The following is a 24141-nucleotide window of genomic DNA, read 5'->3' on the forward strand; positions in this document are numbered from 1 at the left end:
CTTCGGACGCGGAAGGCGCCGTCCCGCCCGGACGTGTCATGTCCCCTCTTCGGGGTGCGATGCCGTGTGTGACGGAATAGGGCGCAGCAGAGCCATCTCGGTGTACTGCTTCGAGAGGATTCAGCATCAGCAGCTTCGGGAATCCGGGACTCTTCGGCGGAACCACCGGGCGGACGTCGCCTCGATAACCGGTGGACCGGGCGGTACCGTGAACGGCGTCACACCCGTGCACCGATACCGGAGGTCGTCGTGAAGATTCGTGGAGCCGTCCTGGAGACCATGGAGGCCTCCGCCCCGTATGCCGAGTCGCAGCCGCTGCGCGTCGAGGAGCTCGAGCTCGGCGAGCCCGGGCCCACCGAGCTGCGCGTGCGGATCACCGCCGCCGGGGTGTGCCACTCCGACCTCTCCGTGGTCAACGGCAACCGGCCGCGGCCCCTGCCGATGCTGCTGGGACACGAGGCCGCCGGCGTCGTCGAGCACGTGGGCGCCGAGGTCACCGACCTGGCCGTGGGTCAGCACGTGGTCATGGCGTTCCTGCCGCGCTGCGGCGAGTGCGCCGCGTGCAAGACCGAGGGGCTGCTGCCGTGCACGGTCGGCTCGAAGGCCAACGCCTCCGGCACCCTCATCGAGGGCTCGATGCACCTGCGCTCCGAGACCCGCGGGAACGTCTACCACCACCTGGGGGTCTCCGGTTTCGCCACCCATGCCGTGGTGGACCGGCGCTCCGTGGTGCCCGTGGGCGAGGACGTTCCGGCCGCGATCGCGGCCGTGATGGGCTGCGCGGTGCTCACCGGGGGAGGGGCCGTCATCAACGCGGCGCAGGCCACCCCCGACGACGTCGTGGCCGTGGTCGGCCTCGGCGGCGTGGGGCTCGCCGCGGTGCTGGTCGCCAAGGCCGTGGGCTGCCGCCGGGTGATCGCCGTGGACGCGCTGGCCGAGAAGCTGGAGCTCGCCAAGGAGTTCGGCGCGGACGAGGCGCTCACTCCGGACGAGCTCGTGGTGCTCGAGGACAAGCCGCGCGTGGTGATCGAGGCCGCCGGGCACCCCCGGGCGTTCGAGACCGCCTTCAACGCCACCGCCGTGGGCGGGGTGACCGTCACCGTGGGCCTGCCCGCGCCGGGGGCGATGTCCCAGATCGAGCCGCTGAAGATCACCGCCGAGGCCCGCCAGATCATCGGCAGCTACCTCGGCTCCGCCGTGCCGGCGGTGGACATCCCCAAGTACGAGCAGATGTGGCGGGACGGCCGGTTGCCGCTGGAGAAGCTGATCACCTCCCACATCACGCTGGACCAGATCAACGAGGCGATGGACGAGCTGGACGCAGGGCGAGCGGTGCGGCAGGTGATCGAGTTCTAACTGCTCGATTGCAGATCCCTCGTAAAGGGGACGCCAGCTGCCGTTTGCATCCACAAGACGTCGCCTGGACGTGGTGCCGCGCCGCTCTTCAGCCGTAGTCGCCCACAGCGAGGGCAGGTTGAGGATACTGCGGCGTAACTTTCATCTATGGATTTTCATGTGCAACGGGTCACACCGATACTCTCAGTTCAGAAGTGACAAACACATGGAAGTTGGTGACAGTTGCAGGGAGCTGCCATACCCATTCCTCCGAGCACGCGACTCATGGAGTCGATGCGAGCGCTTGGATATGACCCTGAGGTCGCTGTAGCGGACGTCATCGACAACAGCATCACGGCAGAAGCTCGAACCATCGAGGTGAGGGCGGACATCAGTGAGTCCCCCGCGTACTTCTGGATCCTCGATGACGGACGCGGCATGACGCTCGAGCAAATGGTGGATGCGCTCACGCTCGGCGAGGTGTCCAGTGTCGACGCCAGGGATGCTGAAGATCTGGGGCGATTCGGTCTGGGTCTGAAGACAGCGAGCTTCTCGCAAGCGCGTTCGCTGACAGTTGTGAGCAGGACCTCAGAAGGCACCGCATCTCTGCTGTGGGATTTGGACGATGCTCTGCAGTCAGGTGAATGGGAAGTTTCTCGGCTGGATGATGCAACAACCCGGGCCCTGCCGGGCTTTGACGAGCTTGACCAATTGACGACGGGAACGCTGGTCCTGTGGCGCAAGCTCGACCGTCTCCTTCAGGACGCACGAGTTCCGGCCCAGCGTATGGCGCAGCTTTCGCAGGAGATTCGGCGGCACCTTTCACTCACATTTCACCGTTTTCTTGACGGCCCGAAGTCATCCCGCCTGACTCTCGTCATCAACGGGACCCCGGTCGACGCAATGGATCCATTTATGCGATCCAATCCGGCAACGCAGTCGACAACACCCGAAAGGGTGCCTGTGCATGACTCCTCCGTCGAAATAGTCGGTTATGTGCTTCCACACGCATCAAAGTACAGTGCGCAGGAGGCCGTCCGAGAAGACCTCAATGCGGGCCTCTTCGAGAACCAAGGGTTCTACTTCTACCGCAACCGCCGACTCATCAGTCACGGAGGCTGGGCTCAACTGGCAAGAAGATCCGACTCCCTGAAGTTCAGCAGGGTGCAAGTGGACCTTCCGAACTCCCTCGACGACCTGTGGCACCTCGACATCAAGAAAGAACACCTGAAGCCACCGCAGGAGCTCAGGCCCGCTCTTGAACGGTTCCTGAGAAACGGACAGACGAAAAGTGCCCGGATCATCGCTTACAGGGGCCGCAAGAAGGCCAGCGACGACATTCAATACGTCTGGAACTATGTCGAGGACCGGGGGAATTTTCGGTACGAGCCAAACTTGGATCACCCATTGCTCGAAGACGCACTGCTCAAACTGGATCCGCAGGGTCAAAAGGTGTTCCGCAAAGCAGTCGACGACCTGGCGGCATTCCTTCCCTTCGCCGACATCCACAAGCGCATGTCCGTGGAAAGCAAGCGTCCGCAACCGGAGGAGGACCTCCACAAAATGGCAGCTCGAGCTTGTCGACTGGTCGACGTCATGGACCTCTCATTCGATGACAAACAGCGCATCCATGACGTCCTCGGCAGCGTGGAGCCATTTCTCGGCCGGCGTGACCTCGACTCGATCATCGACATGGCACAGCGGCATTACAAGGAGACGGAATGACTGTTCAAGAGACCGAAAAACTGGAGTTGAACCAGGACCAGTCATACCGTCACCATCCCGGATACACACCCTTGTACAACCAGCTCATCGCATGGGCGGACAACACCTCTGACGTCACCGAGGAGATGGTCGACAAGAAGGCTCCCAAGATTGCCGGAGTAGTGGATCAGCTCGAGGACCTGGAAGCTTCAGCATTGTTGGAATTTGCCGACAAGGTTGCGCAGGACGTCAAATTGGCCATCGTGACAAAGGTTCCGATCGGCAATGAGGTCGGCACCTACACCCCATGGGTGGAGGATCGGTGGAGGAACGCCGAATGGGCATATTGGGACGCCTACCGGCGATTCTTGTTGCGCAATAAACGCCCCTTTGGTGTGGTGAACACTCTTGAAGCCGACGTCAAACGCATTCTCGACATGGTGGGGGACCCCACTGCTGAAGGATGGTGGGACCGCAGGGGCTTGGTGATCGGCGATGTGCAGTCGGGCAAAACCTCCAACTACATCGGTCTGCTGAACATGGCGGCCGACGCTGGATATCGCCTCTTCATCATCATCGGCGGCCACACTGAGGACCTGCGGCAACAGACCCAGGAACGGATCGACGAAGGATTCCTCGGGAAGAGCACGGCGGATGCGGATCTAAAACGCAGCGCGGCCATAGGAAAGCTGATCGGCGTAGGGGAGATCGCACCGAAGCTGGACCGGCCCATTGCACTCACCGGCGTGTCACAAGACTTCAGCTCATCCAGCGCTTCTGTGGTCAAGGGCCACATCGACAACAGCTTCAGGGTGCCTCTCATCCTCGTGGTCAAGAAAAACGCCCGAATTCTGCGCAACCTTGCAGGATGGCTGGGAGACCAGACCAAGAACGAAAAGCTGTCCTTGCCCATGCTCGTCATCGATGACGAATCCGACTACGCGTCCGTGGACACCAGCAAGGAAGAGGACGACCCGACCGCGGTCAACAAGGCCATCACCGATCTGCTTGATACGAGCGCGAGGAACAGCTACATCGGCTTCACAGCGACACCCTTCGCCAATGTGCTGATGGACCCGGCGAACGCCGCAGGACTTTTTCCCAAGGACTATGTCTATTCTCTCTACGCGCCCGACAACTATCTGGGGGCTTTGCAGTACTTCGACGTGGAGGACCCCAGCGCCAACGGAGTCCGCAACGATGTAGAGGATGCCGGCAAGCATTTTCCTTTCAGGCACCGGTCAAGTCTTGCAGTCAAGGCTCTTCCTGACAGCCTGCACCGCGCTCTTGACACGTTCCTGGTGGCGAATGCCATCCGAGACCTGGACGGTGCGTCTCCCACGCCTCGGTCGATGCTGATCAACGTCAGTCGTTTCAAGGCTGTGCAGAAGCAGGTTCATGACCTGGTGCGCGAGTACGTCGACGGGACGCGTGCGGTCGTGCAGGAGTCCGTTCCGGCACTGAAAGGGTCGTCCGGCAACGGCAATGAGGTGGTGGAGCGTCTGCATGCCACGTGGAAGGCTGAGTACTCCCACTTGAAGCACAGCTGGCTCGACGTCAGAGCTGCCTTGCCGGAGGCAGTCCGCGACATCGAGATCGAACTCGTCAACGGTGACACGGACAAGCAACGGAAAGAGATCGAACGGCGGCACCAACAGTACGGAACTGCAAAGAGGAGACGCCGCATCGCGGTGGGCGGAGCGATCCTGTCCCGAGGTCTGACCTTGGACGGTCTGATGGTCAGCTACTTCCATCAGCGGACACAGCTTTCCGACACCCTGCTGCAGATGGGGCGCTGGTTCGGTTATCGCGACGGTTATCGCCATTTGGTTCGCTTGTGGTTGCCGGAGGACGTCATGGACTGGTTCGTGTTCACTGGCAGGGCATTGCAGGACATCCGTGACGAAGTCGTCACGATGAAGCAGGCAAACCTGACGCCGAAGGACTTTGGGCTGAAGGTGAGAAGGCATCCTGAAGCACTCAAGGTCACGGCCGCCAACAAGATGCGGCACGCAGAGAGCGCCACGGTGGATGTCTCCTTCTACCGACAGACGGTCGAGTCGATCAGTGCCACGGATGCCACCGAAGAAGTGGCAAAGAACTTCGGTGCTTATCAAGAACTTCTTAGCAGCTCTGTGGCGCTTGCGACGGAGTCCAACAGCGTGACAAGAATGTTCGGACCGAGAGCAGGCGCGGACGAAGGCAAGTCGGAAAGTCCTCATCTCGTCTTCACCGGCGTGGAGAGAGCTGTTGTCGAGCGGTTTCTGGAGTCTTTCGTGCCCGGCGCCGGGGACGCCAATTTTGCACATGGCGATGGATCCGAGTCCGGATCGTGGGTATCGAAGTTCGCCAAGGGCATCGAAACCGATCAGATGTCGTCTTGGGACGTGGCGTTCATGTCGGGTCAGGGAGATGTGTTCGATGCGTGGGATGACTTGCCAGAAAAGTACAGGGAGGAGCTTTCCCCTGTCCTTCTCAGGGCATCCGTTCGCAATGCCATGCGTTGGCACGAGACACCGACGCCTCATTTCGAGTTCGCCAATCGTCGAGTGGCTACCGCGGGGAACCTGGAGCAGGTGGTGTCCGTGGCCAAAAACGTGGACCCGGGACGCCGTCAGCAGTGGCAGACGGCGCATGCCCGGCTTCCGGAGGGAAACAGCAAGCGGCGTTCTGAAAAAGAGATCATGACGTCGATGAAGCGGCCCGTGCTGATGGTCTACCGAGTGGTCACCGATCGGACGATCAATGACAGTCGAAATGCGGTGAAGAAGGACGGTTCGTTAAACATTATTGATAAAGATGTGGCCGTCGACCAGCACATACTCGGTGTGAAAGTAGCTTTTCCTGCGCACAGAGACGGCATCACGGGTGAATTCTCGACGGGTCGCTCTGTCGAGTACGTGGTGAACAAGGTTTGGATGGAAAAGAGTGGACTCGCGGAAGAAGTGCGCGCGTCTGAGTATGAAGGCGAGGACGTCGATGCTTGACTCTCCGTCCCCATGGGAGGAAGTGACCTACGAATCACTCCAGCATCGGTTGTCACGTCTGCGACCCCAGGGAGCAGGCAAGGGGTTCGTCGTGCCTCGGCAGCGTCTCCGCGTCCGGTTGCAGATGCTCGATGATCGACGAGCCAGCCTGTCCATCAAGTGCGACACCAAGCCTCTGGGAGTGCCATCCCTCCAGCTTGTCGAGTGTGCAGTCAGCCAGGAGGGCAACGGCTGGTGGTTGCACGTGGCAGAACGGCAACCGAGTCAGGAACGATTGGTGCCGTTCTATGTGGATCTCTGTCGCAAGCTGGAATCGGCTGGCAGTTCCGATCAGGCAGTGAGCACGGTGAAGTCCGTCCTGAAGGAGTGGAGCAAGGCTTTTGCGATGGATCGAGGTGATCTGACGCGCGACCAGATGCTCGGGCTAGCCGGAGAACTCGAGGTCCTGGCACGCCTCCTGGGAAACGCTCGTGTCCACACCGCTGAGCACGTCCTGGGCTGGTGGCAGGGACCGGACTCCGCAGACCATGACTTCGATCTGCCGGGGCTGTTCCAGATCGAAGTGAAAGCCTCAGGGCCGGCAACTGAAAAGTTGCACATTTCCAACGAGCACCAGCTTGAGTCCAAGGACAAGCTCTTGTACCTGGCTCGTGTCGGCGTGGAAATGGTGCCCAAGCCTTCGTCCGCGACTCGAACTCTGCCTGACATGGTCGCGGAGATTTCAGAACGGCTTGCCGGAGATGGCGTCAAAGGCTTGTTTGCCGATCTCGTGATTCGGGCGGGACTCAATGTCCTCGACCAGCGATACGAGGACCAGCATTTCCGGGTGTACTCCGTCGAGTACTACGAGATCGACCAACGCGCCCCCCGTATCGTGCCGAACGACCTGCGACCTGGGGTTTCACACGTCACATACCGGATCAACCTTGCCGACCTCAAGAGCCTGCAGATGCAGGAGGCCGAGCTGATGAAAGGCCTATGACAGATGGACGCTGCAGTTTTCGAGTTCAATTCTCAACTGGTCCAGGAAGCGCATGTCGCAGCCGAAAGCGAAGCCCTCTCCTTCCCTGAAGCATTCGGCCACGTGATGGTGCGGCAGGTGGGTGACCTGGAGATCGCTACGGATCTTCAGGAGTTTCATGCTGAATGCCGTGGCCCTCGCAACAAGGTGCTCTCCGTCATGGCAGTGGGTGAGGACGCCGCTGATGACAGCATCAGCATCATCGTGGGCAAGTTTTTCGAGTCGCCCGATCAGACTTTGACGATGAGCGACATCAATCGTGCCCTTGAGGGCGCACGAGTGTATGTGGAGGCGGGCGTCGAGGGCTGGTTGCAAGAGCGTCTAGAGGAAAGTTCACCAGAGTACGACCTGGCGGAGTACTTCCGTCACCGCATGCAAAGCGTCTCGAAGATGAAGATCGTCCTTGTGTCTAATGGAAGTACGACTTCGAGGCTGGCCAGGCTGGAGGACGACGAGCTGCTGGGAACTCCGGTGTCGTTTGCGGTCTGGGATCTTGAGCGCCTTTACCGGGCGGTTCAGTCACCAACTGGTCACGAACCCATCCGCGTAGAGCTCATTGGGCCCGACGGCCAGGGTGTTCCTTGTGTGGCCGGCGGCGGCACAGTCGCGGGAGCGACCAGCTACCTATTCACTCTCACCGGTCGGCAACTCGCTGACATCTATGATCTGCACGGATCACGCGTCCTGGAGTCAAACGTCCGTGGCTTCTTGAGCATTCGCGGAAAAGTAAACAAAGGGATTCAGTGGACCCTGGACCAAAGCCCGGAAATGTTTCTAGCCTACAACAACGGACTCACGACCACAGCCACCCATGCCGAAATAGACCACAGTGAAGGTGTTTCTCAGATTAAAGCACTGACAGATTGGCAGATCGTCAACGGAGGTCAGACAACGGCCTCGATGTGGTACTTCCTCAACAAGAACAAGGCTCGACGCAAGGACAAACTGGAGCATCTTGACACTGCCCATGTGCAGGTCAAGCTTGTCGTTGTTGATCCTGAGCGCGCGTCTGAGATCGTTCCCGACATAGCCCGCTTTGCGAACAGCCAGAATAAGGTCAGCGGTTCTGATTTCTTCTCCAACAGCCCGTACCACAAGCGGTTGGAGACCCTCAGCCGCAAGGTGCTGGCTCCGGCGCAGGAAGGGTTGCAGTACGAGACCCATTGGTTCTACGAGCGAACGCGGGGCGCCTTCGACAATGAAAAAGCGAAGTTGGCCCCCACTGCGGCTAAGAAGTTCATGCTCGCAAACCCGAAAACACAGAAGTTCGACAAAATTGATGTGGCCCGGGTGGAGAACGTTTGGGGGCGACGTCCCGATGTCGTCAGCCGAGGTGCCCAGAGCAGCTTCGTCGAGTTCTCAAAGACCGCAGGCGAACTATGGGAATCCAACCCGGAGTTTGTGAACGACAAATACTTCAAGGACCTCGTCGCAAAGATTCTTGTCACCCAGGCCGCCAGAAAAATGGTCATGGGCTCGGCATGGTGGGGAAAGGGGTACCTCGCAAACATCGTGGCATATGGTGTGTCCAAGTTGCTGGACGACCTTGAGGACATCGCTCCGGGGCAGGAGCTTAATCTTCGGAGGATTTGGGCGCAGCAGGAGTGTGACGAGTTGGTGCTGGAGAACTTGGAACTGGCCTGTCGCGCGGCGATGGAGCATCTCCAGGACCCAAATCGGCCGGTGGCCAACGTGACGCAGTGGGCCAAGCAGACACGGTGCTGGGAGATACTGCGGGACGCCCCTCTTGAGTACTACACGTCGGCCTACGACATCGTCATCCCGAAGAGCGAAGTGATGAAGGAAAAGTCCGAGGCTGTCTCTGAGCAGGTGCTGGAGACAAAGGCCCGAACCTACATTGACATTGTCACCATGGACAAGCAGGTGTGGATGGAACTGGCGGATTTTTCGAACGAGATCGGTCTTCTCACAGAGAAGGAGTCGAGCATCCTCAGGACCCTCCTGCACAAGGGACTTGTCTCAGAGGCTCAAGCTGACGTGCTCTCGAGGGCGCTCAATCGAGCTGAGAAGAACGGTCTGGTTGTTGGATGAGAACCAGTCGTCTAGGAGATCGGACTCTTGTGGCATCACGATGTTGGCTGGGACGCTATCGTAGGAGGTTCTTGCAAAGGTTTTCATGATCGCCAAGAAAATCGGGGCGACGCCCTCGGGCGGAACCGCCATTCCAACCTGGCGTCGCACGCTCTCCCTTTTGCCTTCAAAGACATGGTCGTCGGGGAAGGTCTGCAACCTTGCTCTTTCTCTATTCGTCAAGGATCGATTTTCTGACCAGTGATAGACGTGGGTGCCTCCACCCCCGGAGCCAGTGATGGTGTATGCAGGGCGCTCCGGATCTAGTTTTTTGTAGATTTGACTTAACGTTGCACCTTTGACATTCAGGCGAATCTCTTCTGGGATCTTGTCTCCCAGCCGAGCTTGCATTTGGAACACGTTCTCCCCGGGGCGTGTGTGCTCTAGGCGGCGGACCACTTTTGGGGACATTTTGGTTTTTTCTCTGTTGGCAGTTTCTGGTTCATAGGACTTTTCCAAGGCGCTCTTGCAAGTTACAAAGTTTTCCCGGGAGTGGGTTGGCGCAGGCACCTTAAACCTCAGGCCCTCATCGCGACGAATGCCGATGATGATAATCCGGTGGCGAGCTTGCGGGACGCCGTACTCTTCAAACTTGTAGAGGTGAGGGGTCACGTTGTAGCCGGCCTGCGCCATTCTGCGCAAAATTTCACGTAGCTCATCTCCGCCCTGTGTGCCACGCAGGCCACCGACGTTCTCAGCCAAGAACCATCTAGGTTTGTGCTTTTTTAGGGCCTGGATTCCATATGTGAAAAGGGGCCCGTATTCGCCTTGAAATCCTTGCCGTAAGCCCACCGTGGAGAAGTCGTTGCAGGGAAAGCCAAATGTGAGCGCGTCATACTCGGGAACCTGGTTGAGATCCAGGCCTCGCACATCTGCGCAGAACACAGTGTCGTCGGACGCGCCAAGCACATTGCGCTTGTAGGTGTTGCAGGTGTCACGGTCGTAGTCATTGGCCCACGCGTGGTTGATTCTCGCTTCCAGCCCGATGCCGGCGGCCAACTGGTTGCTCCGCTCAGCGCCTCGTGCGAGACCGCCCGGGCCGCAGAACAGCTCTCCCATTTTGAAAGTTTCCAACTGGCCTCCGGTGTTGGGTATGTCATAAACGCATGACATGCAGTTCGTGGTGACGTGTCCTTCGAACATTCATTCTAAGGCCTCGAGGTGTCAGAAGCAGCTTAGCAGCTGTCCGGTGCGCTGTTGGACGGTGTGGAGTTGCACAGGGCTTGTCGGGGTAGCGGTGGAGGCCTGGGATTGCGAGGCTGTCAACCATGGTGGACTTGGCGGCGGAAGGGGGCGGGGTGCCTCCGTTCCCAGCCGGAGGAGCCTCATCGGAGGCGGTGGCGGCGAGGATGAAGAGACAGATGGCGAGGGACACTAATCCTGAGCTACTGCTGCGCCGGCATCTTCACAGGTCCGGCCTTCGTTATCGGGTGGACGCCCCATTGCCGGGACTGCCGCGTCGGCGCGCGGACGTGCTCTTCACGCGCTGGAAAGTTGCAGTCTTCGTCGATGGATGTTTCTGGCACTGCTGTCCTGTGCATGGTGTGGCTCCCAAGGCCAACGCCGAGTGGTGGTCTACCAAGCTGGGGCGCAACGTGGAGCGGGACCGCGAAACAGACGCATCATTGAGAGCTCAGGGCTGGCAGGTGCTCCGGTTTTGGGAGCATGAGGACATGCTCGTAGCCGCTCAGTCAGTGCGGGCCGTCATCTGTGAGAGGCGCGCGCAAGCCCGGCCTCAAAATTGAGAGTCAGGATTTCGGCGAAGTGCGAGAGCTTGCGCATGCATTTTGAAGGAATCTCGTACGAAATCCTGGACTACTTCATATGTGAGTTGTCCACCCTTGGTGGACTCGCGTGGGTAGCTGGGGTGGGCTGTCATGATGTCAGCTGATTTTCGACTCACGCTGTTGACGTTGCGAAAGTCCGTGCTCCTGAGGCTTTGTGGGTGTTCTCGCCGGTTCCGCAGTATGGCGGACAACGCGATTAGGTTTTCATCGTTCGGCCGAAGTTCCCTCCAGCCGTTCCTTGCGACCAAATCGCAGACCAGGATGATCTCTGCACGACTCCAATTGATTCGCATTGAACTATGTTCTCAACAAGATGGCTTTTGATCGTCAACGACGCGGTGATTGAGCAGAGCAATTGGTGCTTGGATCACGAGGGGTGTACGCGCGGGTCGCGCTTGCGGGTTCGGGTGGATGGATTTGCCTGGGTGAGGGTAATGGCTCCTCTATGGGGCGGGTGTCCATCAGTTTCGTTCCTCTGCCCTAAGATGGGCATGCACAAAAGTACCAGTTCACCCCGGATTAATCGGCTAGTGGCCCGCGTCACACCTCCGTAGCGTTGAGGACATCGCGCACCGGCCGACCGCTCTTCTGCTCGCCAGGTGCCTTCCGCTTGGTGTCCACGAAGGAGTACCCGCATGTTCGGCATGCCCCGCCGCCTGCTCTTCGGCTATCTCGCCCTCGCCATTTTCATGACCGGTGATGGTTTTGAGCTCACGTTCCTGTCCCGCTTCCTCGTCGAGAACGGCTTCACGCCCACTCAGGCCGGCCTCGTCTTCACCGTCTACGGCCTGGTGGTCGCCATCTCGGCGTGGACCACCGGGGTGCTCGCCGAGGTCGTCGGCGCCAAGCGCCTGATGGTCCTCGGCGGCGTGCTCTGGATGGTGCTGCACGTCCTGTTCCTCACCGTGGGGCTGGAGAGCGTGCTCGGCACGATCCTGATCTACGCCCTGCGCGGGGTCGCCTACCCGCTGTTCATGTACTCGTTCGTGGTGCTCATCGCGCAGTCGGTGCACCCCAGCCGCCTGGCCTCGGCCATGGGCTGGTTCTGGGCCTCCTTCTCGCTGGGCATCGGGGTGATGGGCGCCTACGTGCCCAGCCTTCTGGTCCCCGTCATCGGCGAGTACGCCACCCTCTGGATGTCCCTGCCCTTCGTGGCCGCCGGCACCCTGATGTGCGCCTTCCTGGTCCCCGGCGCCCCGCCCGAGACGGATCTCTCCCAGAAGCTGCACGGTGCGGAGCGCACCCGGGAGCTGCTGCGCGGCGTGACGATCCTGGTGGAGAACCGGCAGATCGCGCTTTCCGTGGTCATCCGGGTGCTGTGCAACCTCACCCTCTACGCCTTCCCCATGATGATGCCGCTGTACCTGACCACCGGCGAGATCGGGGGCCAGTCCTGGTTCACCCTGCCCGAGTGGATGATGCTGTGGGCGATCATGAACACCATCACCATCGGCGCCAACATCGTCTGGGGCCGGCTCGGCGACCGCTACGGCTGGATGCGCCAGATGCGCTGGTTCGGCTTCGGCGGCATGGCCCTCGCGGTCCTCGCCTTCGCCTACGTCCCGGTGTGGTTCGGCCCCAGCTTCCCGGCCATGGTCGGTGCCGCCGTGCTCTTCGCCCTGTCCGTCACCGCGTTCGTCCCGATGGGCGCCATCTTCCCGGCCCTGGCCCCCGAGCACCGCGGCGCGGCGATCTCCGCCCACAACCTCGCCTCCGGACTGACCACGTTCCTCGGCCCGGGCATCGCCACCCTGCTGCTGCCCGTCCTCGGCCCGATCGGGGTGTGCTGGGTCTTCGCGGCCCTGATGCTCCTCGGCACCCTCACCACCTTCTTCATCCACCCGCCCCAGCCCGGCCTCACCACCGAGGACGGCCGGATGCTCCCGCGCCGCGACCGCCTCGCCATGGCCGCCTGAAAGGACCTGAGATCATGAACCCCACCACGCTCACCACCCCGCACCCCACGACCACCGCCGCGAAGAACCCGAGCACCCAGGAGAGCACCATGGACGCCGTCGTCCTCGAACGCCAGCACGAGATCCAGGTCCGGCCCGTCCCGGGGCTGCGCCCGGTGGGCCCCGGCGAGGTGCGCATCGGCGTGCACACCGTGGGCATCTGCGGCAGCGACGTCCACTACTTCACGCACGGCCGGATCGGCCCCTACGTCGTCGAAAATCCGATGGTTCTCGGCCACGAGGCCTCCGGCACGGTGCTGGAAGTGGGGGAGGGCGTGGACCACCTGGCCGTGGGGGACCGGGTCTGCATGGAGCCGGGCATCCCCAACCCGCGCTCCCGGGCCGCGCGCCTGGGCATGTACAACGTGGACCCGGACGTGCAGTTCTGGGCCACGCCCCCGGTGGACGGCTGCCTGCAGCCCGAGATCATCCACCCCGCCGACTTCACCTACAAGCTGCCCGAGCAGCTCTCGCTGGAGGAGGGCGCCCTGATCGAGCCCTTCGCCGTGGCGGTGCACGCGGTGACCAAGGCAGGCCTGGCGCCGGGCGACGTCGCGGTGGTGGTGGGCGCCGGCACCATCGGGGTGCTCACCGCCATCGCGGCCGCCGCGAGCGGGGCGTCCCGCGTGTACATCTCGGACGTGGCACCCGAGAAGTTCGCCAAGATCGAGGCCTATCCGACCATCCACCCCGTGGACGTCTCCCGCCAGGACCTCGGCGAGGCCGTGCGGGAGGCCACCGACGGCTGGGGCGCGGACGTGGTCTTCGAGGCCAGCGGCAGCCCGCACGTCTTCGGGAACCTGTGGGAGATCCCCGCGCCCGGCGGGACTGTGGTCCTGGTCGGCATCCCCGTGGACCCGGTGCCGCTGGACGTCGCCGCCGCCCAGGCCCGGGAGCTGCGGATCGAGACCGTGTTCCGCTACGCCAACTCCTACCAGCGGGCCATCGAGCTCGCCGCGTCCCCGGCCGTGGACCTGGGCGCCCTGATCAGCGCCACCTATCCGTTCGAGGACGCCGTGGCCGCGTTCGAGCGCGGCGCCGAGGGCCGGCCCACCGACACGAAGATCCAGATCCGCGTGGCCGGAGCCTGACCGTGGCTGCCGCCGCACGGAGCACGACGCCGGAGGACGCCACCTCCCCGGTCCGGGAGCTGGTGATACCGGACCCGTCGAGCTCCGTGCGGTGGCACGAGCACGACTGGCCCCACCCGCTGGCCCGCTGGCACTACCACCCCGAGGTGGAGGTGCACCTGATCCGGGAGTCCTCCGGGACGGTGATGGCCGGCGACTGGGCCGGGCCCTTCGGCCCCGGCCACCTCAGCCTCATGGGTTCCTTCCTGCCGCACAACTGGATCTCCCACCGGGACGACGACGAGGTGGTCCGCAACCGGGACGCCGTGCTCCAGTTCGACCAGGAGCGTTTCTTCGCCGCCGCCGGGACGCTGCCCGAGCTCGAGGCTCTGCGCCCGCTCCTGGAGGCCGCGGCCCGGGGCATCGAGTTCACCGGCCGCACCGCCGTCCAGGGCGCGGCGGCGATGGAGGCGGTGAACGGCACGTTCGGTCTCCGGCGGCTGGCCACCGTGGCCGAGCTGCTGGCCGTCCTCGCCGAGTCCCCGGAGAGCGAGCGCCGCTACCTGGACAGCCGCGGCGGCACCTACCGCCTGGACGCGTCCGAGGCCGAGGTCTTCAACCGGGCGCTGGGCTACATCACCGAGCACCTGGAGGGCCGGATGCTCGTGCCCGAGGTGGCCGAGGCCGTGGGCCTGAGCCGGGACGCGTTCTCCCGGCTGTTCGCCAAGGCCACCGGCGTGGGCTTCAACCGCACGGTCACCCGGATGCGGCTCACCGAGGCCTGCCGGCTGCTGCGCGGCACCGACCTGCCCGTCTCGGACATTTGCTACCGGGTGGGCTTCACCAACCTCTCCAACTTCAACCGGCACTTCCGGGCCACCACCGGCACCACGCCGTCCCGGTACCGGCGGATCGACCAGCTCTGAGGCCGGCCGGAGGGGCCCGGCAGGACGTGCTTCAGAGCGCCTGCAGCAGGACCAGCACGGCGCCCAGCGCCGAGGCGCCGAGGCCCACCCGCCGGACGATGCGCCGATTGATCCGCGCGTTGACCGCTCCGGACACCGCGAAGCCCAGGACCATGGCGGGCAGGAGCGCGGCCGCGAAGAGCACGGTCCGGCGGTCGATCGAGCCCACCACGGTCAGCGCCACGAGGGCCATCACGGCGCCGACCAGGAAGAAGGCGCTCATCGTGCCGCGCATCCGGGCCCGCGAGGACCCGTGCCACACGAGCGCCATGGGCGGACCGCCGATGGACGTGGCCGTCCCCAGGAGCCCGGAGGCCGCCCCCGCGACGACGACGGCCGCGGGCCGGGGCCGCGGCCGCCAGCCGCACACGCTGAGCAGCACGGCCAGCATCACGGTGCTCGCCAGGACGAGGGCCAGCGTCCGGGCGGACAGGACGGCCACCAGCAGTGCTCCCGCCACGGTGCCGGGGACCTGCCCCGCCACGGCCCAGCCCGCGTCCTTGACGTCCACGGCGGCGCGGTCCCGCAGCACGCCGAGCGCGGTGAGCCCGGTGACCACCAGGAGGAGGGAACCGGGCAGCAGGGTGGGGTCGAACAGGGCGATCACGGGAGCGGAGAGCAGGGCCACGCCGAAGCCGATCGCGCCCTGCAGACAGGACGCGATGCTCACCACGAGCGCGACGACGGCGAGCTCCAGGCCGGTCATCCAGCACCTCCCGGTCGCGAGCAGGGGATGGGTGAATTGTTCCACCTCCGGAGGCCGCCCGGAGATCGTGCCCCCGGCGAGGACGGCGCCCGTCGCGCCGCTCCTCGTCCGGCTTCCCTGACGGCGGCGGACGTGAGGGCTGTTCCCTCGCCCGCGCTGCCCGGATAGCCTCGACATGGGCGGTGCTGCTCACGCATCGCCTGTCCTGGTGACCCGGTGCCGTTGACGGCCCGGTCACTCGAAACTGGGAGGTCAACATGACTGATGCACAGCAGGATCCGAACCAGACGGAAGGGCCCGCCGACGGCGGAGCCTTCGGTGCTCCGGGTGTTCAGGACGGCGGTGCCGATGGCGGCGCCGACGGCGGCGCTGACAACGGCGCCGAGGGCCCGGCCGACGGAGGAGCGGCCGGCACCCCGGGCGTGCACGACGGTGGCGCGGACGGCGGTGCCGACGGCGGTGCTGACAACGGCGCCGAGGGCCCGGCCGACGGTGGAGCCGCCGGCACCCCGGGCGTCCAGGACGGTGGCGCCGACGGTGGGGCCGAGGGCCCCGCTGACGGTGGAGCGGCCGGCACCCCGGGTGTCCAGGACGGCGGCGCGGACGGCGGTGCCGATGGCGGCGCCGACGGAGGAGCCGGAGCGCGAGGCCTCTGAGCGTGGACGTCGTCCGGACTGACGGGCAGGACCCCGGCGCCTCTGGCGGCGCCGGGGTCCTGGAGACCCGCCTGATCGACATCGGCCGGGAGCGGTTCGCCCGTGACGTCTGGGGCCGGGCGCCGCTGCTCACACGCCGGGCGGGCGGCTTCGCCGACCTGTTCTCCGCCGATGCCGTCGACGAGCTGATCTCGCGCCGCGGGCTGCGCACGCCCTTCCTGCGCGTCGCCAAGGACGGGTCGACGTTCCCCGACTCCACCTTCACCTCGCCCGCCGGCGTCGGCGCCACCATTGCGGATCAGCTCGACGACACCGCGCTGTGGCGGAAGTTCGCCGACGGCGCCACGCTGGTGCTGCAGGCCCTGCACCGCACCTGGGAGCCGGTCGCCGACTTCAGCGCGGCCCTCAGCGGCGAGCTCGGGCACCCGGTGCAGGCCAACGCCTACATCACCCCGCCGCAGAACCGCGGGTTCGACGACCACTACGACGTCCACGACGTCTTCGTCCTGCAGATCGAGGGAACCAAGCGCTGGGTCCTGCACGAGCCGGTGCACCCGGACCCGCTGCGGGACCAGCCCTGGACCGACCGCCGCTCCGCCGTGGCCGAGGCCGCGCAGGGCGAGGCCCATCTCGACGTGGTGCTCGAACCCGGCGACGCCCTCTACCTGCCGCGCGGCTGGCTGCACGCGGCCCAGGCGCAGGGGGCGGTCTCCATCCACCTCACGCTCGGGATCCACACCTGGACCCGCCACGGCCTGGCCGAGCAGCTCGTCCAGGAGGCGCTGGCGCTGCTGGCCGAGGACCCGCAGATGCGCGGGTCCCTGCCCCTGGGCGTCGACGGACCGGGCGGGGAGCTCGACACCGTCCGGGAGCGCCTGGTCGCCGCACTGGCCGCGGCCGATCCCATACCGCGGTTCCAGCGCACCCGGCGAGGGCAGGGGCGCCCGGCCCCGCTGGGGCCGCTGGCCCAGCTCTCGGCCGTCCAGGACCTGGGCCCCGGGTCCCCCGTGCGGCTGCGCGGTGCCCTGGAGGCACGGCTGGAGGGCCCGCGGCTGAGCACACGTGTGGGGTGGCTCGACTTCCCGGAGACCGATCTGCCGTCCGTCTCGTGCCTGCTCGACGGCGAGGTCCACACCGCCGGCGAGCTCGGGATCGAGCTCGCCGAACGACTGCTGCGGGCGGGGGTTCTTGTTCCCTGTGACCAGTGACCCCGCCGCCGTGAATGCCTCGTGCCGCTTCTGGTGCGCCGACGGAGCCCGGGGGCGCGGCGACCCGATGGCGGGCACCGCGCCGCGCGGGCTCGTCTGGGTCCTCATCGAGCACCGCGGCGGATGGCCGGTCAACGGGTTCGACGGTCTCGAGCTCGAGCCGGAGACCAAGGCCCTCGTGTTCTCCGCCGCGCAGGCAGCGCGGGCTCGCATCCTCCTGATCAGGCGCCACGGCCGCCGCCGGCACGAGGAAAGCCCCAGCCGGTGGGCCGTGCTGCGCCACGACGACTCCGGCGACGGCCGTCAGCACTGGGGCACGTGGAGCCGCGACGAGGACCTCGCGGGAATCGCCACGGCCCTCGGCGTGCCGGGTGAGACCGGCCACCCACCGGTCCTCCTGGTCTGCGCCCACGGTCAGCACGATCCCTGCTGCGCGGTGCGCGGACGGCCCGTGGGACGTGCCCTGAGCGAGCGCTGGCCGGATTCGGTCTGGGAGTGCTCGCATGTCGGCGGTGACCGGTTCGCCGCCAATGTCGTCGTCGTCCCCGACGGCGTCTACTACGGAGGGCTCGACGCGGAGTCCTCCGTCACCACGGTCGAGGAGCACCTCGCCGGCCGGGTGCACGCGGAGCACCTGCGCGGGTACACCGATCTCTTCCCACCGCAGCAGGCCGCTGTCGCGGCCGCGCTCGAACGCTTCGGCCCGGCCGGCCGCCACGACTGGACGGTCACCGAGTCGGCTCGCGACGGCGACCGCTGGCGGATCCGTCTCACCGGCCGCCCGCCCCGGCCGGGCCTCGTCGACGTCGAACTGCGGTCCCACACCGCCCCGCCGCATCAGCTGACCTGCCACGGACCGGCCACGAGCACGGCCAGGGTCTACGAGCTCACCGCGGTGCGCGTCGTCTGAAGGACGGGACGACCCGGAGCATCGTGTCGGGGGGAAGTTTCCGGTGACCGGCCTACACCCGGCCGTCCCACCGCGCTACGCTCGAACTCCAGACCCGAGCGACGATTCCTGCCGGCCCCGCCCCGGGCTCGCACCGGTGGAGCGGCCGGGGCGTCGTCCGCCCTGGGGACCCACTGATGTCAGGAGATCCTGATGGCCCCCGAGACCTTCGACGAGCTGCTCACCCGCCAGGTGGGCCACGAGTTCGCCGCCTCCCACCAGTACATCGCCGTGGCGGTCTGGTTCGACAGCCAGGACCTCCCGCAGCTGGCCCGGCACTTCTACCGGCAGTCGCTGGAGGAGCGCAACCACGCCATGATGATCGTCCAGTACATCCTGGACCGGGACCTGCCGCTGACCATTCCCGGGGTGGGGGAGGTGCGCAACGACTTCACCGACGTCCGTGAACCCCTGGCCCTGGCGCTGTCCCAGGAGCAGGAGGTCACCGAGCAGATCAAGGCGCTGTTCGCCGCCGCCCGGGCCGAGGGGGACGCGCTGGGGGAGCAGTTCATGCTCTGGTTCCTGAAGGAGCAGGTCGAGGAGGTCGCCTCGATGACCACCCTGGTGAACGTGGCCCGCCGGGCCGAGAACCTCTTCGACCTGGAGAACTTCGTGGCCCGGGAGCACGTGGGCGACGGCGGGCACGGCCACGACTCCGGGGCCCCGGCGGCCGCCGGCGGAGCCGCCTGACCCGGCAGCAGTCCCCGTCACCCGCCCCGGGCGGCGGGTGACGAGGACCCTGGAGCGGTGCGGTCAGTCGGTGGCCCGGGTGAGGTCGGCGTCCTCGTAGCGGACCATCCTGGAACCCGTCACCAGGCGGTGGCCCAGCCACAGGGCCAGGAACAGCGGCAGGCCGATGTAGGCCGACAGGGCGGCGAGCAGGTCGATGTCCCCCACGAAGGCCTGGTAGTTCTGCCCGAGGATCACCACCGCGCACAGGGCCAGGGCGACCATGGGGCCCAGCGGGAAGAACCGCGCCCGGTAGGGCAGGTCCGCGAGGTCCTTGCCCTGGGCGGTGTACGCCTTGCGGAAGCGGTAGTGGCTCCAGGCGATGCCCATCCACACGATGAACCCGGCCAGCCCCGAGGCGCTGACCAGCCACACGTACGCGGCGCCGTCGCCGATCAGGGTGGTGAGGAAGCAGGCGGCTCCCACGGCGGTCGTGGCGAGCAGGGCGTTCATGGGCACGCCGCGGCGGTTGACCTTCGCGAGGAACCTGGGGGCCTTGCCGCTGTCGGCCAGCGCCCAGAGCATGCGGGTGGAGGCGTAGAGCCCGGAGTTGCCGGCGGAGAGGATCGCGGTGAGGATCACCGCGTTCATCACCGAGGCCGCCGCGAGCACCCCGGCGTTCTCGAACACCAGGGTGAACGGGGAGATGGAGATGTCCTCGACCCCGCTGCCCAGCAGGAAGGGGCTGGTGTAGGGGATGAGGAAGCCCACGATGGCGATGGCCCCGACGTAGAACAGCAGGATCCGCACGAAGACAGTGCGGATGGCCCTGGGCACGTTCTTCTCCGGGTTCTCGGCCTCGCCGGCGGCGACGCCGACGAGCTCGGTGCCCTGGAAGGAGAAGCCGGCCACCATGAAGATCGCCAGGATCCCGGCCCCGCCGCCGACGAAGGGGGCGTCCCCGGTGGTCCAGTTGTCGAACCCGGGGGAGGTGCCGCCGATGATCCCCACGATCATGAGCACGCCCAGGACGAGGAAGACCACGATGGTGACCACCTTGATGAGGGAGAACCAGAACTCGCTCTCGCCGTAGGCGCGGGTGGACAGGGCGTTGAGGCCGAAGAGGATCGCGAGGAACAGGGCCGACCAGATCCACGAGGGCACGTCGGGGAGCCAGTAGCGCATGATCAGCGCGGCGGCCACGAGCTCGGCGGCCACGGTGATCGCCCAGTTGTACCAGTAGTTCCAGCCGATGGCGAAGCCGAAGGAGGGACTGACGAAGCGGGTCGAGTACTCCTCGAAGGCGCCGGAGACGGGCAGGTAGGTGGCCATCTCGCCCAGGGACTGCATGAGCAGGAAGACCATGAACCCGATGGCCACGTAGGCCAGCAGGGCCCCACCGGGACCGGCGGTGGCGATGGTGTTGCCCGAGGCCACGAACAGGCCGGTGCCGATGGCGCCGCCCATCGCGATCATGGTCAGGTGGCGGGGTTTGAGGCTGCGGCGCAGCCGTGCGTGCGCCTCGGCGGGAGCCGGTGCTCCCCGTCCGGTCGGGGCGGTCGTCTGGGGCGGTGCGATGGTGTCCACGGGAACCTTTCCTCGGAGGTGGCGGGTCTGCACGCCGGGGGAGGCCGGGGCGGTGTCCGACCGCCCCGGCCCGGGTCAGTCGTTGATGTAGAGCAGGCGCTTGTTGACGAACTCGTCCATGCCCAGCGGGCCCAGCTCCCGGCCGTAGCCGGAGCGTTTGACCCCGCCGAAGGGCATGCCGGCGCCCTCGGCCTCGGCGGCGTTGACATTGGCCATGCCGCACTCGAGCTGCTCGGCGAGCCGCCGGGCCCGCTCGGGGTCGGTGCTGAAGACCGCCCCGCCGAGCCCGTAGGGGGTGTCGTTGGCCAGGGCGAGCGCTTCGTCGTCGTCGTGCACGCTGTAGACCACGGCCACGGGGCCGAAGAGCTCCTGGTGGTGGGCGGCCATTCCCGGGGTGACGCCGGTGAGCACGGCAGGGGCCAGATACGCCCCGGGACCCTCGGCGAGGGCCCCGCCGGTGTGCAGTGTGGCCCCGGCCTCCACGGCCTCGCGGATCTGGGCGGCCAGGGTCTCGGCGGCGGCGCGGGAGGCCATCGGGGCGTAGGTGCCGTCGGCCTCCACGGACGGATCGCCGGGCACCAGCGCGGCGGCCAGGCGGGTGAGCTCGGCCACGAACTCGTCGTAGAGGTCCGCCATGACGATCATCCGCTTGTTGGAGTTGCACGCCTGGCCCGTGTTGCCCATCCGGGTGGCGAAGGCCGCGCGGGCGGACTCGCGCACGTCGTCGGTGTCCAGCACCACGTAGGGGTCGGAGCCGCCGAGCTCGAGGACGACCTTCTTCAGGTTCCGCCCGGCGATCGCGGCCACGGCCGCCCCGGCGCGTTCGGACCCGGTCAGGGACACCCCCTGGACCCGCGGGTCGGCGATGACGTCCTCGATCTGGGCATGGGAGGCGAAGAGGTTCGTGTACACCCCGGCGGGCACCCCGGCGTCGTCCATGAGCTGCTGGAGGGCCAGGGCCGCCCGTGGGCAGGACTCGGCGTGCTTGAGCAGGATCGTGTTGCCCAGCACCAGGTTGGGGGCGGCGAAGCGGGCCACCTGGTAGTAGGGGTAGTTCCACGGCATGATCCCCAGCAGCACCCCGACCGGGCGCCGCTGGAGCACGGCCCGTCCGGTCCCGTGCGGGGTGGGCAGGGCCTGGTCGGCGGCCAGGGCCGGGCCCTGGGCGGCGAAGTAGCCGAAGATCTCGGCGCAGAACTGCGCCTCCTCCCGGGCCTCGGAGACCGGCTTGCCCATCTCCTGGGTGGCGATGACGGCCAGCTCGTCGGCGCGCTCGGCGAACAGCTCGCCGACCCGGGCGGCCACGGCGGCCCGCTCGTCGATCGGACGGGAGCGCCAGTCGCGGAAGGCGGTCCCGGCAGCGGTGAGCGCCTCCTCGACCTCGGTGTCGGTGGCGACGGGGACCTCGGTCATGAGCTGACCGGTGGCGGGGTCGATGCTGCGGTAGGCGGTCCGGTCGGTGCCGGCGCGGGCGCGCAGGGTGGAGGTGGCAGTCACGGTGGATCTCCTTCGGGCAGGGGTGGGCGCGGGCACGGGTGGGAGGCTCCTGCTGCAGAGCAGAGCAGAGCAGGGCAGGGCAGAGCGCGGGCTGCGGGCGCGCGGGCTCGCCGGGTGCAGGAGGGTGTGCTCGGCCGACGGGGGCAGGAACCTGCCCCCGCGGGCACGGTGTCGAGGAGCGGGCGGGCGCCCGCCGGGGTCAGCCGACCGGGACGAGCTCCGAGCGGAGGGCGGCCAGGAAGGCGTCGACGTCCTCCGGCGTGGTGTCGAAGCTGCACACCCAGCGGACCTCGCCCGTCGCGGCGTCCCAGTCGTAGAACCGGAACCGCCGGCGCAGGCGGTCCGCGAGGCCGGCGGGCAGGGTGGCGAAGACGGCATTCACCTGGGTCTCCTGCGTGAAGGCGACGCCGGGCATCGACCCGTCGGCGATGCCCGCCTCGATGCCGTCGCGGAGCCGCCGGGCCATCGCGTTCGCGCGGCCCGCGTTGCGCAGGTACAGGTCGCCCTCCAGGAGCGCGAGCAGCTGGGCCGAGACGAACCGCATCTTCGAGGCCAGCTGCATCTGGTTCTTCCGCAGGTAGACCAGGCCCTGGGACGCGGCCTCGTTCAGGACCACCAGCGCCTCGGCGCCGAGGGCCCCGTTCTTGGTGCCGCCGAGGGCGAGCACGTCGACGCCGACGTCGGTGGTGAAGGCGCGCAGGGGCAGTCCCAGGGCGGCCGCCGCGTTCGCGAGCCGGGCCCCGTCCAGGTAGACGGACATGCCGTGGGCGTGCGCGTAGTCCGCGACAGCCCGGATCTCGTCCGGTGTGTACAGGGTGCCGAGCTCGGTGGACTGGGTGAGGTAGACGACGAGCGGCTGGGCGCGGTGCTCGTCCCCCCAGCCCCAGGCCTCCGCGGCGATCAGCTCGGGCGTGAGCTTCCCGTCTCCTGTGGGGACGGGAAGGAGCTTGATGCCGGCGGACTTCTCGGGCGCGCCGCCCTCGTCGACGTGGATGTGCGCGGTGTCCGCGCAGATCACCGCGCCCCAGCGCGGGAGCATCGACTGGAGTCCGACGACGTTGGCGCCGGTGCCGTTGAACATCGGCCACACCGAGGCGCCCTCGCCGAAGTGCTGCACGATCACGTCCTGCAGCCGTGCCGTGTACTCGTCCTCGCCGTAGGCGATCTGGTGACCGCCGTTGGCCTCGACCAGGGCGTCCAGCACCTCCGGGTGGACCCCGGAGTAGTTGTCCGAGGCGAAACCCCTCAGTTCGGCGTCGTGGGACCTCTTCATGTGGTGCCTCATCCTTTCTCCTGGAGTTCGATGGTCGAGTCGTTCAGTTCCGGGGCCTCGGCGTCCCAGAGCCCGGCGTAGGCGTTCGCGAGCCGGTCCTCCAGACCGGCCAGGGCCTTCACCCGGAAGATCACGGCGGCGACGCGCAGCGGCTCGCCGGCCTCGCGGGCGCCCTTCGCATAGCCCTGCGCCACAGCCCGGGTCCACGCCTCGCTCGCGGCCTTCACCGCGGCGTAGTTGGCGCCGCCCGCCAGCGGACGGTTCACCGCGGTCGAGGACACGATCGCCAGCCGGCCCGCCGGCGAGGCCCGGAGGTCGTCGTCGAAGGCGCGGCTCAGGTGGCGCAGCGCGGAGAAGGAGGTCTCCAGCACGCGATAGTCCTCCTCCGTCTGCCCGGCGAGCCCACCGCCGCCGCGCCATCCTCCGACGAGGTGGAGGAGCCCGTCGATCGACCAGCCGCGGTCGTGCAGCCGGCGGGAGAGGTCGAGCACGGCGCGCTCGTCGGCGAGGTCCACCGTCTCCGTGTGCGCCCCCAGTGCTGCGAGGGGGACGAGCTTCTCCGCGTGGCGCCCCGTGGTGACGACGAGGGCCCCGGCTGAGGTCAGGGTCCGCGCCGCCGCCAGACCGGACGCACTGGTGGCGCCGGCGATCAGGACGGTGCGCCCGGTCAGGTCGGTCATC

Annotated in this window: 19 protein-coding genes; 13 read left to right on the forward strand and 6 right to left on the reverse strand. The window is 66.4% G+C overall.

What is annotated here, in order from left to right; translation table 11 throughout:
- Positions 1–249 precede the first annotated feature (249 nt).
- From ACZ2G1_RS12825 to ACZ2G1_RS12845, 5 genes are all read left to right on the forward strand, one after another.
- Positions 250–1356, forward strand: coding sequence for a zinc-binding dehydrogenase (locus tag ACZ2G1_RS12825; protein WP_470376920.1), 1107 nt, complete (start codon positions 250–252; stop codon positions 1354–1356).
- Between the two features lie 264 nt (positions 1357–1620).
- Positions 1621–3060: an ATP-binding protein gene (locus tag ACZ2G1_RS12830; RefSeq protein WP_470376921.1), complete on the forward strand. Its 1440-nt coding sequence runs from the start codon at positions 1621–1623 to the stop codon at positions 3058–3060.
- Positions 3057–6026 (forward strand): Z1 domain-containing protein, encoded by a 2970-nt coding sequence (locus ACZ2G1_RS12835; protein WP_470376922.1) that lies wholly within the window; start codon positions 3057–3059, stop codon positions 6024–6026. The genes ACZ2G1_RS12830 and ACZ2G1_RS12835 overlap by 4 nt, the downstream gene beginning before the upstream one ends.
- 91 nt (positions 6027–6117) lie before the next feature.
- Entirely contained in the window at positions 6118–7008 is an 891-nt protein-coding gene (locus ACZ2G1_RS12840; RefSeq protein ID WP_470376923.1) for a PD-(D/E)XK motif protein, read from the forward strand.
- A 3-nt stretch (positions 7009–7011) separates the two neighbouring features.
- A complete protein-coding gene (locus tag ACZ2G1_RS12845; protein WP_470376924.1) occupies positions 7012–9099 on the forward strand; it encodes an AIPR family protein in 2088 nt (695 codons plus the stop codon).
- Here the strand turns inward: ACZ2G1_RS12845 and ACZ2G1_RS12850 are convergent.
- On the reverse strand, positions 9028–10197 hold the full coding sequence (locus ACZ2G1_RS12850) for a DNA cytosine methyltransferase (RefSeq protein ID WP_470376925.1): 1170 nt from the start codon (positions 10195–10197) through the stop codon (positions 9028–9030). The two genes, ACZ2G1_RS12845 and ACZ2G1_RS12850, sit on opposite strands and share 72 nt — an antisense overlap.
- 290 nt (positions 10198–10487) lie before the next feature.
- Between ACZ2G1_RS12850 and ACZ2G1_RS12855 the strand changes: the two genes are divergently transcribed.
- From ACZ2G1_RS12855 to ACZ2G1_RS12870, 4 genes are all read left to right on the forward strand, one after another.
- A complete protein-coding gene (locus ACZ2G1_RS12855; RefSeq protein WP_470376926.1) occupies positions 10488–10883 on the forward strand; it encodes a very short patch repair endonuclease in 396 nt (131 codons plus the stop codon).
- Between the two features lie 677 nt (positions 10884–11560).
- Entirely contained in the window at positions 11561–12841 is a 1281-nt protein-coding gene (locus tag ACZ2G1_RS12860) for an MFS transporter (protein ID WP_470376927.1), read from the forward strand.
- 14 nt (positions 12842–12855) lie between these two features.
- Positions 12856–13971 (forward strand): NAD(P)-dependent alcohol dehydrogenase, encoded by a 1116-nt coding sequence (locus tag ACZ2G1_RS12865; RefSeq protein ID WP_470376928.1) that lies wholly within the window; start codon positions 12856–12858, stop codon positions 13969–13971.
- Positions 13972–13973: 2 nt separating this feature from the next.
- Complete coding sequence (locus tag ACZ2G1_RS12870; RefSeq protein WP_470376929.1) at positions 13974–14876, forward strand: helix-turn-helix domain-containing protein; 903 nt, start codon at positions 13974–13976, stop codon at positions 14874–14876.
- A 31-nt stretch (positions 14877–14907) separates the two neighbouring features.
- Here the strand turns inward: ACZ2G1_RS12870 and ACZ2G1_RS12875 are convergent, their stop codons facing one another.
- A complete protein-coding gene (locus tag ACZ2G1_RS12875; RefSeq protein WP_470376930.1) occupies positions 14908–15621 on the reverse strand; it encodes a sulfite exporter TauE/SafE family protein in 714 nt (237 codons plus the stop codon).
- A 257-nt stretch (positions 15622–15878) separates the two neighbouring features.
- On the opposite strand from ACZ2G1_RS12875, the gene ACZ2G1_RS12880 reads away from it, so the two are divergent.
- The 4 genes from ACZ2G1_RS12880 to ACZ2G1_RS12895 all read left to right on the forward strand — a co-directional run bounded on the left by ACZ2G1_RS12880 (position 15879) and on the right by ACZ2G1_RS12895 (position 19124).
- Positions 15879–16277 carry a BatC protein gene (locus tag ACZ2G1_RS12880; RefSeq protein ID WP_470376931.1) on the forward strand — a complete coding sequence of 133 codons (399 nt, stop codon included), beginning with the start codon at positions 15879–15881 and terminating at the stop codon, positions 16275–16277.
- A gap of 2 nt (positions 16278–16279) precedes the next feature.
- Positions 16280–17485, forward strand: coding sequence for a cupin domain-containing protein (locus ACZ2G1_RS12885; RefSeq protein ID WP_470376932.1), 1206 nt, complete (start codon positions 16280–16282; stop codon positions 17483–17485).
- Between the two features lie 67 nt (positions 17486–17552).
- Positions 17553–18395 (forward strand): sucrase ferredoxin, encoded by an 843-nt coding sequence (locus tag ACZ2G1_RS12890; RefSeq protein WP_426120304.1) that lies wholly within the window; start codon positions 17553–17555, stop codon positions 18393–18395.
- Positions 18396–18587: 192 nt separating this feature from the next.
- Complete coding sequence (locus tag ACZ2G1_RS12895) at positions 18588–19124, forward strand: ferritin (protein ID WP_035924162.1); 537 nt, start codon at positions 18588–18590, stop codon at positions 19122–19124.
- A 63-nt stretch (positions 19125–19187) separates the two neighbouring features.
- Here ACZ2G1_RS12895 and ACZ2G1_RS12900 read toward each other — a convergent pair whose 3' ends face one another.
- The 4 genes from ACZ2G1_RS12900 to ACZ2G1_RS12915 all read right to left on the reverse strand — a co-directional run bounded on the left by ACZ2G1_RS12900 (position 19188) and on the right by ACZ2G1_RS12915 (position 24140).
- Positions 19188–20690, reverse strand: coding sequence for an amino acid permease (locus ACZ2G1_RS12900; RefSeq protein WP_426120262.1), 1503 nt, complete (start codon positions 20688–20690; stop codon positions 19188–19190).
- Positions 20691–20765: 75 nt separating this feature from the next.
- Positions 20766–22103: an NAD-dependent succinate-semialdehyde dehydrogenase gene (locus tag ACZ2G1_RS12905; RefSeq protein ID WP_470377730.1), complete on the reverse strand. Its 1338-nt coding sequence runs from the start codon at positions 22101–22103 to the stop codon at positions 20766–20768.
- Between the two features lie 283 nt (positions 22104–22386).
- The gene (locus ACZ2G1_RS12910) at positions 22387–23460 is read right to left on the reverse strand and encodes a threonine aldolase family protein (protein WP_426120263.1); all 1074 of its coding nucleotides are present in this window, start codon (positions 23458–23460) and stop codon (positions 22387–22389) included.
- 8 nt (positions 23461–23468) lie between these two features.
- Positions 23469–24140, reverse strand: a complete 672-nt coding sequence (locus ACZ2G1_RS12915; RefSeq protein WP_470376933.1) for an SDR family NAD(P)-dependent oxidoreductase — start codon at positions 24138–24140, stop codon at positions 23469–23471.
- Position 24141 lies beyond the last annotated feature (1 nt).

Source organism: Kocuria sp. KKT182 (assembly GCF_055635395.1).